This window comes from Pseudomonas hydrolytica (assembly GCF_021495345.1).
Classification (GTDB): domain Bacteria; phylum Pseudomonadota; class Gammaproteobacteria; order Pseudomonadales; family Pseudomonadaceae; genus Aquipseudomonas; species Aquipseudomonas hydrolytica.
Genome location: NZ_CP099397.1, coordinates 1822330 through 1836734, shown reverse-complemented (window position 1 = coordinate 1836734; position 14405 = coordinate 1822330). Strand labels below are relative to the sequence as shown.

At 66.0% G+C, this 14405-nt stretch carries 15 protein-coding genes; 7 read left to right on the top strand and 8 right to left on the bottom strand.

The features are described from left to right. Positions 1–95 precede the first annotated feature (95 nt). Both L1F06_RS08520 and L1F06_RS08515 read left to right on the top strand, forming a co-directional pair. A complete protein-coding gene (locus L1F06_RS08520; protein WP_129483056.1) occupies positions 96–2132 on the top strand; it encodes a S9 family peptidase in 2037 nt (678 codons plus the stop codon). 106 nt (positions 2133–2238) lie between these two features. After that, positions 2239–2709, top strand: coding sequence for a cyclic nucleotide-binding domain-containing protein (locus tag L1F06_RS08515; protein ID WP_129483177.1), 471 nt, complete (start codon positions 2239–2241; stop codon positions 2707–2709). Between the two features lie 28 nt (positions 2710–2737). Here L1F06_RS08515 and L1F06_RS08510 read toward each other — a convergent pair whose 3' ends face one another. Further along, complete coding sequence (locus L1F06_RS08510; protein WP_129483057.1) at positions 2738–3049, bottom strand: hypothetical protein; 312 nt, start codon at positions 3047–3049, stop codon at positions 2738–2740. A 76-nt stretch (positions 3050–3125) separates the two neighbouring features. Between L1F06_RS08510 and L1F06_RS08505 the strand changes: the two genes are divergently transcribed. After that, positions 3126–3476 (top strand): YajD family HNH nuclease, encoded by a 351-nt coding sequence (locus L1F06_RS08505; RefSeq protein ID WP_012018276.1) that lies wholly within the window; start codon positions 3126–3128, stop codon positions 3474–3476. Positions 3477–3524: 48 nt separating this feature from the next. Here the strand turns inward: L1F06_RS08505 and L1F06_RS08500 are convergent, their stop codons facing one another. The 5 genes from L1F06_RS08500 to rnd form a co-directional block, all read right to left on the bottom strand. Further along, positions 3525–4757: a hypothetical protein gene (locus L1F06_RS08500; RefSeq protein ID WP_096826791.1), complete on the bottom strand. Its 1233-nt coding sequence runs from the start codon at positions 4755–4757 to the stop codon at positions 3525–3527. A gap of 106 nt (positions 4758–4863) precedes the next feature. Continuing rightward, positions 4864–5313: a YcgN family cysteine cluster protein gene (locus L1F06_RS08495; protein WP_096826792.1), complete on the bottom strand. Its 450-nt coding sequence runs from the start codon at positions 5311–5313 to the stop codon at positions 4864–4866. Positions 5314–5400: 87 nt separating this feature from the next. Continuing rightward, positions 5401–6333: a D-2-hydroxyacid dehydrogenase gene (locus L1F06_RS08490; protein WP_129483058.1), complete on the bottom strand. Its 933-nt coding sequence runs from the start codon at positions 6331–6333 to the stop codon at positions 5401–5403. Positions 6334–6336: 3 nt separating this feature from the next. After that, positions 6337–6630: a YcgL domain-containing protein gene (locus L1F06_RS08485; RefSeq protein ID WP_003244590.1), complete on the bottom strand. Its 294-nt coding sequence runs from the start codon at positions 6628–6630 to the stop codon at positions 6337–6339. Then, positions 6627–7760 (bottom strand): ribonuclease D, encoded by a 1134-nt coding sequence (gene rnd, locus L1F06_RS08480; RefSeq protein ID WP_129483059.1) that lies wholly within the window; start codon positions 7758–7760, stop codon positions 6627–6629. The genes L1F06_RS08485 and rnd overlap by 4 nt, the downstream gene beginning before the upstream one ends. A gap of 124 nt (positions 7761–7884) precedes the next feature. Between rnd and L1F06_RS08475 the strand changes: the two genes are divergently transcribed. Next, complete coding sequence (locus tag L1F06_RS08475; RefSeq protein WP_003244587.1) at positions 7885–8949, top strand: SMP-30/gluconolactonase/LRE family protein; 1065 nt, start codon at positions 7885–7887, stop codon at positions 8947–8949. Positions 8950–8997: 48 nt separating this feature from the next. Here the strand turns inward: L1F06_RS08475 and gdhA are convergent, their stop codons facing one another. Then, positions 8998–10335, bottom strand: coding sequence for an NADP-specific glutamate dehydrogenase (gene gdhA / locus L1F06_RS08470; RefSeq protein ID WP_129483060.1), 1338 nt, complete (start codon positions 10333–10335; stop codon positions 8998–9000). A gap of 174 nt (positions 10336–10509) precedes the next feature. After that, positions 10510–11310 carry a lysophospholipid acyltransferase family protein gene (locus L1F06_RS08465; protein ID WP_129483061.1) on the bottom strand — a complete coding sequence of 267 codons (801 nt, stop codon included), beginning with the start codon at positions 11308–11310 and terminating at the stop codon, positions 10510–10512. A gap of 96 nt (positions 11311–11406) precedes the next feature. Here L1F06_RS08465 and L1F06_RS08460 point away from each other — a divergent pair, with 96 nt between their 5' ends. From L1F06_RS08460 to L1F06_RS08450, 3 genes are all read left to right on the top strand, one after another. Beyond that, complete coding sequence (locus L1F06_RS08460) at positions 11407–12261, top strand: sulfurtransferase (protein ID WP_003244580.1); 855 nt, start codon at positions 11407–11409, stop codon at positions 12259–12261. Between the two features lie 196 nt (positions 12262–12457). After that, positions 12458–12937, top strand: coding sequence for a hypothetical protein (locus tag L1F06_RS08455; protein ID WP_003244578.1), 480 nt, complete (start codon positions 12458–12460; stop codon positions 12935–12937). Positions 12938–13080: 143 nt separating this feature from the next. Beyond that, entirely contained in the window at positions 13081–14355 is a 1275-nt protein-coding gene (locus L1F06_RS08450) for an OmpP1/FadL family transporter (protein WP_129483062.1), read from the top strand. Positions 14356–14405: the final 50 nt, after the last annotated feature.

Below are 14405 nucleotides of genomic sequence, written 5' to 3'. Positions count from 1 at the left end.
CCTGCGTGGCGGGGCTGACTAAGGGGGGCTTATGATAGCGGCTTTTATCCGGCCCGGCGCCCCTGCCGTCGGCCGCTGCGTTTCGGAGTTTCGCCATGTCCTCTGCCCCCATCGCCCGCCGGGAAACCGGAACCGATCCCTATCGCTGGCTGGAACAGCGCGACAGCGAAGAAGTCCTCGACCATCTCAAGGCCGAAAACGCCTACCTCGAAGCCGAGCTGGCGCCACAGCAGGCCCTGCGCGAAAGCCTGTTCGACGAGATCAAGGCCCGCATCCGCGAAACCGATCTGTCGCTGCCCACGCCCTGGGGCGATTACCTCTATTACCAGCGCACCACGGCCGGCGATGAGTACCCCCGCCACTATCGCTGCAAACGTCCGGCGGACGGCTCGCTGACCGTCGACACGGACAGCGAGACGCTGCTGCTCGACCCCAACGCACTGGCCGGCGGCGGCTTTCTCTCCGTCGGTGCGTTCAGCATCAGCCCGGACCAGCGGCGCCTGGCCTACAGCCTCGACAGCAGTGGCGAGGAGATCTACCGCCTGTTCGTCAAGGAGCTGGACAGCGGCCGGATCAGCGAACTGCCCTTCGACGACTGCGACGGCAGCATGACCTGGGCGGGCGACAGCCAGACGCTGTTCTTCACCGAACTGGACGACACCCACCGCCCCTACAAGCTCTATCGCCATCGTCTCGGTACCCGCGGCGCCGAACAGGTTTTCGAAGAGGCCGACGGCCGCTTCTTCCTGCATTGCTACCGTTCCAGCTCCGAGCGCCAGCTGATCCTGCAGCTGGGCAGCAAGACCACCACCGAAGTCTGGGTGCTCGATGCCGAACGACCGGAGGGAGATTTCGTCTGCCTGGCCCCCCGCGAGGAAGGCCATGAATACGACGCCGACCACGGCATGCTCGACGGCCAGTGGTGCTGGCTGATCCGCAGCAACCAGAGCGGCATCAACTTCGCGCTGTATCGCGCGGACGAAGCCAAGCCGCAGCGCCCGCACTGGCAGCAGATTCGCGCGCACGACCCGCAGGTGATGCTCGACGGCGCCACCCTCAACCAGCGCGCCATCGTCCTGGCTCTGCGCGAAGGTGGCCTGCCGGTTCTCGAAGTGCAGCCGCAGGGCCAGGCGGCCTATCGCGTGCAGCTGCCGGACGCGGCCTACAGCCTCTACGTGCAGGACAGCCTGGAGTTCCACAGCCCAGTGATTCGCCTGCGCTACGAGGCGCTGGCGCGCCCCGCGCAGATCCGCCAGCTGGTGCTGGCCACGGGCGAACAGCAGGTGCTCAAGCAGACGCCGGTCGAAGGCCCGTTCGATGCCGATGCTTACGAGAGCCGCCGCCTCTGGGCCAGCGCCGCCGACGGCACACAGATACCGATCAGCCTGGTGGCACGTCGCGACGTGCTCGCGGCCGGCCAGCCGGCACCGCTGTACCTGTATGGCTATGGCGCCTACGGCGCCAGCCTCGACCCCTGGTTCTCCCATGCCCGTCTGAGCCTGCTGGAGCGCGGTTTCGTCTTCGCCATCGCCCATGTGCGCGGCGGCGGCGAAATGGGCGAAGCCTGGTACCGCGCCGGCAAGCTGGAGCACAAGCGCAATAGCTTCGGCGACTTCATCGCCTGCGCCGAGCGTCTGATCGCCGAGGGACTGACCCGGCCGGCGCAACTGGTCATCAGCGGCGGCAGCGCCGGCGGCCTGCTGATCGGCGCGGTGCTCAACGAGCGGCCGGAGCTGTTCGCCGCGGCCATTGCCGAAGTGCCGTTCGTCGATGTGCTCAACACCATGCTCAACCCCGACCTGCCGCTGACCGTCACCGAGTACGACGAATGGGGCGACCCGAACCAGCCCGAGGTGCACGAACGCATCAAGGCCTACGCGCCCTACGAGAACGTCATTGCCCAGGCCTACCCGGCCATTCTCGCCGTGGCCGGCTACAACGACAGCCGGGTGCAGTACTGGGAGGCGGCCAAGTGGGTGGCCAAGCTGCGCGCGCGCAAGACCGACGACAACCTGCTGCTGCTCAAGACCGACCTGGACGCCGGCCACGGTGGCATGAGCGGGCGCTACCAGGGCATCAGGGACGTGGCGCTGGAGTACGCCTTCGTGCTGCGGGTGCTGGGCATGGTCTGAGAGCTGCGGCACAAAGCGCTCAAACGCCCTGCGCTGGCCCTTGGCAAAGCCTCCGGCCAGCCGCTAGGGTCGCTCGTCGCCACTTTCCGTGAAATTCGTCACCGTCATGCCCGATACGTCCCACCTGATCGATGCCATTCGCGACCTGCTGCTCGACTGCGGCCTGTTCGACCAGTTGCCGCCAGCCGAGGTGCTCACCGCCGCCGGCTACTTCAGTCTCAACCGCATCGCAGAAGGCAGCACCATCTTCCGTGAAGGCGATGCCGGCACCTTCATGTGCATCCTGGCCAGCGGCGCGGTGTCGATCCGCAAGACCAACGTCAATGGTGAGGAGCTGGAGGTGGCCAACCTGCGCCGCGGCCGCGCCTTCGGTGAAATGGCCGTGCTCGACGGCGAGCGGCGCTCGGCCAGCTGCGTTGCCATCAGCGACAGCCAGTTGCTGACACTGGGCAAGGACACACTGGACAAGATGCTGCAGGAACACCCGCGCACCGCAGCCCAGATGATCCGCGCCATCGCCGTGGGCATGTCGAAGCGCTTGCGCATGGCCGACGGTCAGCTGGTCAACCAGCTCTAGGTCACGCTTGCCGGCCCCTGGCGGGCGCTCAGTTCTGCTGCCGCTGCCCCTCCAGCCCCTGGCTGTTGCGGCGCAACTGCTGATCCAGCTGGGGGATCGACTGATCGCTGTTGGTTCGCGGCACGCTGCCCGGCATGCTCTGCCCCTGCGGTGGCGGTAGCAGAGGCGGCGAGCCCTGCGGCCTGATCGGCGTGGTGGAAGGCTGGCCATAGGGTTGCGGCGTGGAGGTGCCTGGCGCACCGGGAGCCGGTGCCACTGGGGTGCGGATGGGTTCCTGAGCCCAGGACAGGGTACCGGCGCTGACCGCCAGCATCAGTGCAGCAAGAACAGGGATACGCATGACGGGGCTCCTGATCGACTGACTTTCGTTCTATTCTGGCAACACCTGCCCACGAACGTTCCAGCGAAGCGCCCCCATGACCACCACCAGCAAGCTCGACCGCATCCTCGCCGAAGCCCAGCAGCGCCGGGAAACCAGCTACCGCGAGAAGGCCCTGCGCATGTATCCGCATATCTGCGGCCGCTGCGGGCGCGAATTCAGCGGCAAGCGCCTGAGCGAACTCACCGTTCATCACCGTGACCACAACCACGACAACAACCCGGAAGATGGCTCCAACTGGGAACTGCTGTGCCTGTACTGCCACGACAACGAGCACCAGCGCCAGGTCGACCTGCACTACCAGAAGGAGGAAGCCGCCAGCGCCGGCTCCGGCAGCAAGGTGACGCACAAGGGGCTGGCCGGGCTGGCGGAGCTGCTCAAGCGCTGACGGGCAAAGCCCCCGCTGCGCGCCGTCCTTGCCGCGGAAAACGCGGCGCTAGCGCAGCAGACGCGTATCCAGGGTCTTCGACGGCCCGCCGATGACGTTCTCGGTGATCTCGATGAAATCCTTGGTGCTGACCCGATCCAGGCGCATCAGGCCGCGGGTCACGTCATCCAGCGAGAGATTGCCCTTGTCCTTGGTCTTCTGACGGATTTCCCGGTCCAGCTCCTGCAACAGCAGCACGGCACGCGCAGTAACGGCGCCGCTGGCGTTGTCGGTACGCAGGCTGGTGACCGGCTTGCTCCAGCGGATCAGCTGCTCGCGAATCTTCTGATGACGCTCTTCGCTGATGCCACCGGCCCTGCGCATCACCTCGATGGCGTAGTACTCGGCCAGCCCTTCGGTGATCCAGTCGCTGCGATCACGCGCGTAGATGCGGCTGAACACGTGCACCAGCTCATGCACCAGCGCGCTGGTGCCGTTCTCGCTGACCAGCGGGCGATCGGCATGCATGTAGTAGGAATTGGCCGCCGACAGGCCGCCGCGCCACATGGGGTCGCCGGCGCCGACGATCAGCAGCTTGTCCGGATCGCGCGGGAACACCTGCTGCATCTGCGGCCAGACGAAGGTCAGGAAGGTCATGATATCCATGCGCCGCATGCCCTCGCCCACCGGCGCGGAGATGGCCACATCGGTGTCGCCCAGACGCGTACGCCGGGTGCCCAGCTTGCCGGCGATTATCCAGCCGGTGGGACGGTCGAACTTGCGCTGCGGGTTGTCGATGCGAAAGCGGTTCTTGCCGATGCGCGGCCAGCCGGTTTCCACGCTCTTCCAGCCTTTGGGCAGCTCGAACTGCAGCCGCGCCACCAGCTCGGTCTTGTCGCGCTGGTCGAGCACCGCGGCGGGCACCAGGTTGTCGCCACGCAGCAGCGCCCAGTCCGGCGTCATGCGTGCGTCGTAGCGGCCGGGCTGGCGCTCCTTGTCGATCGTCACCCGATAGCTCAGCACGCTCTTGCCTTCGGCCGGCTGCCATTTGCCGCGCCCCGGGGTCTCCTCGGACCACTGGCCGTCGGCCTTGAAGTCGCTGTAGCGGCCGTCCTGGCCCAGGTTGAAATCCAGGCTGCGTATCCGCTCGCCCTTCTCCAGGGTGATGCTGACCTCGGCCTGGTTGCTTTCCGGCACGAAGCGCACCCGGTAATCCAGATCGACCTTCTGGGTGGCGGCCCAGGCCGGCAGACCAAGACTCAGCAACAGCGCAGACGAATACAGCGGCAGGCGAAGGGACATCGAGCAGGACTCCTGATGCGAAGCGAAGGTGGCAGCCATAGGACAGCCGCACCCCCGGGGCGATTCCATGGAAGGCGAACAGATTTGCCATGAAGCGCCGGCGCAATCAACCGGCGCGGAAGATCAGATGCTCTTCCCAGTCCTCTTCGGCGACGCTGTTCTCACTGAGCATGCGGCCCGACTGGGAAATCCGCTCGGCATGCACCGCGTCCGGATCGCCGCTCACCAGGTGGTGCCAGTGCGGCAGGTCCTTGCCCTCGCTGACCAGGCGGTAGGCGCAGGTCGGCGGCAACCACTGGAACTGGTCGGCCTGCGCCGGCGTGAGCTGGATGCAGTCGGGCACGTGCTTGATGCGGTTGGCGTAATCGCTGCAACGGCAGGTTTGCAGATCCAGCAGCTTGCAGGCGATGCGCGTGTAATAGACGGCGCCGTCATCCTCGTCCTCGAGCTTCTGCAGGCAGCACAGGCCGCAGCCGTCGCACAGCGACTCCCACTCGTCCCGGTCGAGCTGGGCGAGCGTCTTGCGTTTCCAGAAGGGTGCGGAATTGGCGGCCATGGCAGCAGTATGGACTCGGGTGGAAAAAAGCGCGGCAGTCTAGCCCGAGCGCCGGGCCCGGCCAAGCGGCGCATGCCGAACGGCTGCTCAATAGCCGCGGGCGAAATCCACTTCACCGCGCAACGGCTCTCCGGCCTGCCAGCGCGCCAGGTTGTCCAGAAACAGCTCGGCCATCAGCGCCGGGTCGGTGGGCGCCGAGCTGTGGCCGGTCAGCAGCAGACGCGGTGCGCTCCAGAAGGCATGGCCCGGCGGCAGCGGCTCCTGACGGCAGACATCGATCACCGCGCCGGCCAGTTTGCCCTGCTCCAGCGCCGTCACCAGGTCGTCGTCGACCACCGCACTGCCGCGCCCGGCATTGATCAGCAACGCCTCGGGACGAAAGGCGGCCAGCAGTTCGGCATCGTACAGATCGCGAGTAGCCGGGGTGTCCGGCAGCAGGTTAATCACGTAATCGGCCCAGGCGATCAGGCGCGGCAATTCATCCATGGCAGCCACGTCGGCAAAGGGCGCCTGCGTGCGCGCCTGACTGGCGACGCCACGCAGCTGCACGCCGAAGTGCGCAAGAAACTGCGCCACCGCCTGGCCGATCTCGCCACAGCCGACGATCAGCGCGCGCCGCCCGGCCAGGCTGCGCGGCAGGCTGTGATCCCAACGCTGCTCGACCTGCGCGGCCAGGCGGGCGAACAGGCGCCGTTCATGCGCCAGCAGATGGCCCAGCACGTACTCGGCCATCACCTGCCCAAAAATGCCTACGGCGCGACTGAGCCGATAGTCGCGCGGCAGGTCGGCGGCCAGCAGCGGCGTGATGCCCGCCCAGGTCGATTGCAGCCACCGTGGACGCAGCCCCTGGCGCAGCAAGGGCACCAGCAGGTCGGGCTGCCCCAGCCACACCGGGCAATCGCCTGCCGCCGCAGCCAATCGCGCAGGGTCGGCGCCGGCCACCAGCTCCAATTCGGGCCGGGCATGGCGCACGTGCTGGGCGTAGCGGTCGTGATCGTCCTCGGCAATCAGCAGGCGCATGGTTCAGACCGGATCGTTGCGGCAGAGCAGCTCGTCCGGCAGGTGCTGGATGTAATCCTCCTCAGGCGGCGGCATCTGCAGGTGATAACCCTGCTTGTCGAGGTTCTCCAGCACCGTGGCGATGTCCTCGCGGGCCAGCTGACGCTCCGGGCTGAGCACCAGGTCGAAGGCATGCGCAGGCGGGCCGAAGATGCCGAGCAGGCCCTCGGGCACCCGCGTCAGGGCATCGGCCTTGAGCACGTAGAGGTACATTTCGTTCTTGCGCGGGCTCTTGTAGATGGAACAGATACGTTTCACTCGGGTTCTCCTTCTGCGGCCAGGCAGTCGAGCAGGGCCTGGCCCATCAGCTCCCGGCGCCAGCCGCGCAGGGAGTCGGGCAATTGGTAGGGGCCGTTGGGGTAGCCGCTCTTGAGCAGGGCCTCCAGGGTCTTCTTGCGCAACATCAGCTCGGGCACGATCTCCAGCCGCTCGCCCTCGCGCTGGCCCACGGCACGCAGCTTCTTGAGCAGCGCTGACGCTTCGATCGGCAGCGGCTCGGGCAAGGCCTCGGGCCATTGCTCGGGTGGCAATGCCGCCGCTTCGCGAATCAGCTGCAGCAGGGTTTCGCCGTCCTGACGCACGGTTTTCGGATGCATGTCTTCGATACGCGCCAGGGCCACCAGGTTGTCCGGCTGGGTGCGTGCCAGCGGCCACAGCGAATGCTCGCGCAGGATGCGGTTGCGCGGCTGGTTGCGCGCCCGCGCCTGACGCTCGCGCCAGGCGCACAGCGCGCGCAGCACCGCCTGCTGCTGACGCGACAGCTTCCAGGCCAGCTTGGCCTCGCGCCAGAGCTCGTCGGGGTCGACTTCGCGGCTCAGCGCGGCCACCAGCTCGGCACCGTCTTCCAGCACCCAGGCGTGCTTCTCGGCGGACAACCGCTGCGTCAGCGCCTGATAGACCTCCACCAAATGCAGCACGTCCTCGGCCGCGTAGCTGATCTGGGTCGCCGACAGCGGCCGCTGCAGCCAGTCGGAGCGCGTCTCGCCCTTGGGCAGTTCGATGCCCAGCAGGGTCTGCACCAGGCGCGAATAGCCCATGGAAAAACCGAGGTTGAGATAGCCGGCCGCCACCTGGGTGTCGAACAGCGACAGCGGCAGGCTGCCGGTCAGACGCAGAAACACCTCCAGGTCCTCGCTGCACGAGTGCAGCACCTTCACCACCGTCTGCGCCTGCAGCAGCTCGGCCAGAGGCCTCCAGTCGTCGATGCACAGCGGATCGATCAGATAGGCCTTGTCGCCACCGCTGACCTGCAGCAGGCCGGCAATGGGGTAGAAGGTATCGACGCGCATGAACTCGGTGTCCAGCGCGACGAAAGGCAAGGCACGCCAGGCGGCACAGTGTTCGGCCAGGCTGGCGTTGTCGCGGATCCAGTGAATGTCGTTAGCCACGCGGCTCTCCCATCAAGAATGCCGCGCAGTATATATGCCACGGCAACTCCACGGGCAGCGGCCTGCCGCGCAGCGCGGGAACTGTGTAACCTGTGCCGCGCCCCTCCGACACGGAAGAACAACAATGCTGAAGAAACTGCTTGCCCTGCTCGTCGTGCTGCTGGCCGCCGCGGCAGGTTATCTGGCGCTGACGCCGAGCCCCATCGATCCGCTGCCCTGGGACGCCGCGCCCGCACCGGCGATGACCGGCGTGCTGGAAGCCAACGACACCCTGATGAAGGCCGAGCTGCTCGCCCGCGGCCAGGTCCATGGCCCCGAGGATACCGCCGTGGATGGCGAGGGCCGGGTCTATGCCGGCCTGCACGACGGGCGCATCGTCCGCGTGCTGGCCGATGACAGCGTGGAGACCTTCGTCGACACCGGCGGCCGCCCGCTGGGCATGAACTTCGATGCCGCTGGCAACCTGATCGTCGCCGACGCCTACAAGGGTCTGCTGAGCATCGACCCGCAGGGCGCAATCACGGTGCTGACCACCGAGGCCGACGGCGTGCCGTTCGCCTTCACCGACGATCTGGATATTGCCAGCGACGGCACCATCTATTTCAGCGACGCGTCCTCGCGCTTCCAGCAACCGGACTACCTGCTCGACTTGCTCGAAGCCCGCCCGCACGGCCGCCTGCTGGCCTATGACCCGGCCAGTGGCGAAACCCGCGTACTGCTTGATGGCCTGTACTTCGCCAACGGTGTGGCGTTGTCGGCGAACGAAGACTTCGTGCTGGTCAACGAGACCTATCGCTATCGCATCACCCGCTACTGGCTCAAGGGCGACAAGGCCGGCCAGCACGACATCTTCATCGACAACCTGCCCGGCCTGCCGGACAACCTGCAGGGCGACCGCAACGGCACCTTCTGGGTTGCCCTGCCCACACCGCGCAAGGCCGACGCCGATTTTCTCCACCGTCACCCCTGGCTAAAGGCGCAACTGGCCAAGCTGCCGCGCGCGCTGTGGCCGAAGGCGATCCCCTACGGCTTCGCCATCGCCCTCAACGAGCAGGGTGAGATCGTGCGCAGCCTGCACGACACCAGCGGTACCCACCTGCGCATGATCACCTCGGTGAAACCGGTGGGCGACCATCTGTATTTCGGCAGCCTGGACAACGACCGCATCGGCCGTCTCGAACTGCACTGAGAAAAAAGCCCCGGATAACCGGGGCTTTTTTTATCGCCAGCTCGCGCCTCAGACCACGCCCTGGGCCAGCATGGCATCGGCGACCTTGACGAAGCCGGCGATGTTGGCGCCTTTGACGTAGTTGATTCGTCCCTTCTCCTCACCATGGTGCACGCAGGCGTGGTGGATGTTCTGCATGATGCCGTGCAGGCGCTCGTCCACCTCGCCGGCGCTCCAGTGCAGACGCATGGCGTTCTGGCTCATTTCCAGGCCGCTGGTGGCCACGCCGCCGGCGTTGGATGCCTTGCCCGGCGCGTAGCAGATGCCGGCCTCGACGAACAAATCCACCGCTTCCAGCGTCGAGGGCATGTTGGCCCCCTCGGCCACGCAGATGCAGCCGTTTTTCAACAGCGTGCGGGCGTTCTCGCCGTCCAGCTCGTTCTGCGTGGCGCAGGGCAGCGCGATGTCGCACGGCAGGTTCCAGGGGCGCTGGCCGGCGAGGAACTGCAGACCATAGTGCTCGGCCATCTCGCGCAGGCGACCGCGACGCACGTTCTTCAGGTCCATCACATGCAGCCACTGCTCGTTGCTCAGGCCGCCTTCGGCATACAGGGTGCCGTCGGAATCGGACAGCGAGATGACCCGCCCGCCCAGCTCCATGACCTTCTGCGCCGCGTACTGGGCGACGTTGCCGGAGCCGGAGATGGCCACGCGCTTGTCCTCAAAGCCCTGGTCGATGCGCTTGAGCATCTCCTGGGCGAAATACACGCAGCCATAACCGGTGGCTTCCGGGCGGATCAGGCTGCCGCCGTAGCTCAGGCCCTTGCCGGTGAGCACCGAGGTGAACTGGTTGGACAGGCGCTTGTACTGGCCGAACAGGTAGCCGATCTCGCGGCCACCGACGCCGATGTCACCGGCCGGCACGTCCAGGTCGGCACCGATATGGCGGTACAGCTCGCTCATGAACGACTGGCAGAAGCGCATCACCTCGCCTTCGCTCTTGCCCTTGGGGTCGAAGTCCGAGCCGCCCTTGCCGCCGCCCATGGGCAGCGAGGTCAGCGAATTCTTGAACACCTGTTCGAAGGCGAGGAACTTGAGCACGCCCAGGTTCACCGAGGGATGGAAACGCAGGCCACCCTTGTAGGGGCCGATAGCGCTGCTCATCTGGATGCGGTAGCCGCGGTTGACCTGCACCTGGCCGCGGTCGTCGACCCAAGGCACGCGAAACAGGATGGCGCGTTCCGGCTCGACCATACGCTCGAGAATGCCGGCCTCGCGGTAACGCGGGTTGGCCTCGAGAAAGGGCCAGAGGCTGCGCACCACCTCTTCCACCGCCTGGTGGAACTCCGGCTGGTCGGGATCGCGCTGTTTCAGGCGCGCCAGGAAAGAATCGACGGACAACGACATGCGGCACCTCGACACCACGAAGACAAAGTGGCCGGCACTCTATCAGGCGCCAAAGCACCAAAACAGATCAAAATGTCGCTTTTATGAATCTTTTTAGTGCGGCAAAGAAAAAGACCTCACAGAACCGCTCTAGAAAGCCTAAAAACAGCTTCCCATTTCGCACCAGAATTGCACTCAGTCGGCACAGGTTTCGAGCACAGGCTCGGGACTCGGCACGGGGGCCGCCACCTGGCCGTACAGCAGCAGCTCCATGCGCTCCCGGGTATCAGCCATGAGTACCGCCAGGTTGTCCTGATCGTAGCGACTGGCGTCGATGGGAGCGCCAATGCACAACTGCACCGGCTGATCCAGATTCAGGCGCCAGGTGCGCGCGGGCAGCACATGGTGAATGTCCCTGATCGCCACCGGAACGATGATCGCCCCGGTTTCCAGAGCGAGGTGGAAGCAGCCCTTCTTGAACGGCTGCAGGCGACCGTCGGCCGAACGGGTGCCTTCCGGCGCGGCCCAGAGCACAATGCCGCTTTCCATCATCTGCCGGGCACGCGCCAGGTCGCGTCGCGCCTGCTGCGGATTGTGCCTGGCCACCGAGGGGAATTCGGCAGCGCGCATGGCCCGACCGAGGAAGGGAATGCGGTACAGCTCGCTCTTGGCCAGCATGCGCATCGAACCGGGCATGGCGACGAAACTGGCGGGAATGTCGTAGTGGCTGGAGTGAGTGCAGAGGATCAGGTAACGGCGCCCGTCGTTGAAGTCCGGGCAGCGCCCCTGCACCGTCATGCGCATGCGTACCAGGCGCAGCAATGCCGCCGACCAGATGCGCGTATAGCGATCGACATGCTCGCGCCGCAGCCGCCCCAGCGCTGCGCGAACGATCACCAGCAGGCAGAAATACAGGGTCACGCCCACCGATCCCAGCGCCACACCGGCACGGCGGGCCAGGTTCGCACTGCGCGTGATGGGTTGCAGACTCAGCATGAAACGGCTCCTTACTTATTGGGAGATCGATCCGGGGGCAGCGGATTGGCTAGGCGGTATGATGCCGGCAAACGCGTCTACGACACAGGAGGCACCATGTCACTCGCTCAACTGATCAGCGCGCCGCAACTGCAGCAACGTCTCGGGCAGGAGAATCTGCTGGTCCTCGACTGCCGCTTCGCCCTCGAGGACCCGGCCTACGGACGCCGCAGCTACCTCGACGGCCATATCCCCCAGGCCCACTTTCTGGATCTCGAACAGGACCTGTCCGCCCCCGTGATCAAGGGCGTGACCGGGCGCCACCCCCTGCCGGACCCGAGCGCACTGGTCGAACGCCTGCGAGCCTGCGGCCTGCGGGCGGACAGCCAGGTGGTGCTGTACGACGACGGCCCTGGCGCATTCGCCGCCCGCGCCTGGTGGCTACTGCTGTGGCTGGGCAAGCGCGACGGTCTGTACCTGCTCGACGGGGGCCTGAAGGCCTGGCGCGAGGCCGGCCTGGAACTGACGACAGCGCCGCCGAGCAACGCCCCCGGCGACTTCTCCGCACAGCCCGACAACAGCCTGCTGCTGAGCGCCGAGCAACTGGCCCTGCGCCTGGGCAATCCGGACCTGACCCTGCTCGATGCTCGTGCCCTGCCGCGCTTTCGGGGCGAGGTGGAACCGCTCGACCCGGTGGCCGGGCATATCCCCGGCGCGCAATGCGCGGCCTTCACCGACAATCTCGGCGCCGATGGCCGCTTTCTGCCCAGCGCTGCCCTGCGCGAGCGTTTCGACCAGCTGCGTGGGGAACGTCCGCTGGACAACCTGGCGGCCTATTGCGGTTCGGGCGTCACCGCCTGCCACAACCTGTTCGCCATGTGCCTGGCCGGGTACCCCCTGGCACCGCTGTATGCCGGTTCTTGGAGCGAATGGATCACCGATCCGCAGCGCCCCGTGGCCACCGGCGACTGAAGCGGCTTAACAACCGCTGGGAATATGGGAAATAACCGAAAGGTGAAAACAATTTAAAAACAGCTCTTTACAGCACAAATATCGCACTAGACTTGAAATTGAGCGGCTAACCCCGCTCCCGGTGGGGCCTTTAAGAAAAACCACCAAAACCAGCTGCCACGCGCCCGGCCCCACCGGCACCCTCCGCGAGGATGCCATGGGAATAGCCGCCTGCGATCTCAGCCAGCATGTGATCCGCCCTACCCTTCTCTACCTGCAGCGTCACACGCCCACGGCCGAAGCCCTGCTACTGGGTACCGCAGCCTGCCAGACGGCGCTGGGCAGCGCCCTGGGCAACCCCAACGGTCACGGCCTCTATCGCATCAGCGAGCAGAGTCACCTGGCCCTGTGGGACCGGCATCTGGCGCGCGATCCCGAACTGGCCAGCCGAGTCCGCGGCCTGGCCAGCCAGCATGCCTTTCTCGAGGCGCCGCATCTGGAGCTGACGGTGAATCTGCGCTACGCCACCGCCATCGCCTGGCTGCTGGTGGAAGCAGAGGAGCTGGAGCTGCCCGCCGCCGACGATCTGCTGGGGCTCGGCCGTATCTGGTGCCGGGTCTTCCAGCCACAGGGCCGGCTGGGGGACTTTCTCGAGGCCTGGCAGCGTTGCGTGGCTCAGGTCAGTCGAGTGGCCTGAACGCCGGACCACATAGGCGAAGATCCGCACAAGATTTAACCAATTGTCAGACAAACCGCTCTATTTCGGGAACTTCCGCGGGTTGGCAGGGGTCAGGAAAAGCTGTAGCGTGCGCCCCCCCGCCTCACCACAGGAGCTTCCCCGTGAGCAAACGTCTTCTCAAGACCGGTCTGGCCGTTGCCATCACCGCCACTTCGAGCCATGGCCTGGCCAGCGGCTTCGCCCTCAACGAGCAAAGCATTTCCGGCATGGGTACCTCCTTCGCCGGTCGCTCCTCCTCGGCCGATGACGCCAGCACCGTATTCGGCAACCCGGCCGGCATGGCGCGCCTCAAGCGCGACGAGATCTATGTCGGTGCCGCCGTCATCCACGCCAAGAGCGACATCCGCAGCGCCAGCGCCAACGCCGGCCCGCTGCAGCTGTCCGGCAGCAATGACGGCGATATGGTGCCGTCCACCGGCGTGCCCATGGGCTACTACGTCAAGCCGCTGGACGACAAGGTCGCCTTCGGCCTGGGCGTCTACGTGCCCTTCGGCCTGATGACCGATTACGAACGTGGCTTCCAGGGCCGCTATCACGCCGACAAGAGCTACGTACGCGTGATCACCGTGCAGCCGACCCTGAGCTACCGCTTCAACGACAAGCTGTCGGTCGGTTTCGGCCCGACCTTCAATCACATCGAAGGCGAACTCAGTTCCTCGATCCTCAACCCGCTGAGCCCCGGCAGCAACGACGGCAAGGTGAAGGTCAAGGGCGACGATACCGCGGTAGGCTTCAATGTCGGGGTGCTCTACGAGTTCACTCCCGGCACCCGCGCCGGCATTACCTACCACTCGCGCGTGAAGTACGAACTGGAAGGCGATACCCGCGTTTCCGGCAGCGGCATTCTGGCTGGCGTAGCGGGCAAGTACGACGCCAATCTGGATCTGACCACCCCGGAATCGGTGGACATGTCCATCACCCATGAGCTGAACGACGCCTGGACCCTGTACCTGGGCAGCACCTGGACACGCTGGAGCCGCTTCAAGGAAATCCGCGTGGAGAACGATGCCGCCACCCTGCCGGCCAACCTCGCCACCATCGTCGAAGAGCAGAACTGGCACGACACCTGGGCCCACGCCATCGGCCTGTCCTACAAGCTCAATCCGCAATGGACCCTGCGCACGGGCATGGCCATCGACCAGTCGCCGATCAACAACGTCGACCGCTCGCCGCGCGTCCCGTCGGGTGACCGCACCATCTTCAGCGTCGGCGCCGGCTGGAGCCCGAACCAGGACATGACCATCGACCTGGCCTATTCCTACCTGCAGGAAGAGTCGGTGGACGTCAACCACGCCAGCGATACGCGTGGCACCTACCGTGCGCGCTACAAGAACCGCGCCCACGGCCTGGGCGCCTCGCTCAGCTATCGCTTCTAATCGGCGCACGCCATTGGCTAAACTCACGCGGCAGAACAACAAGAAAAAGC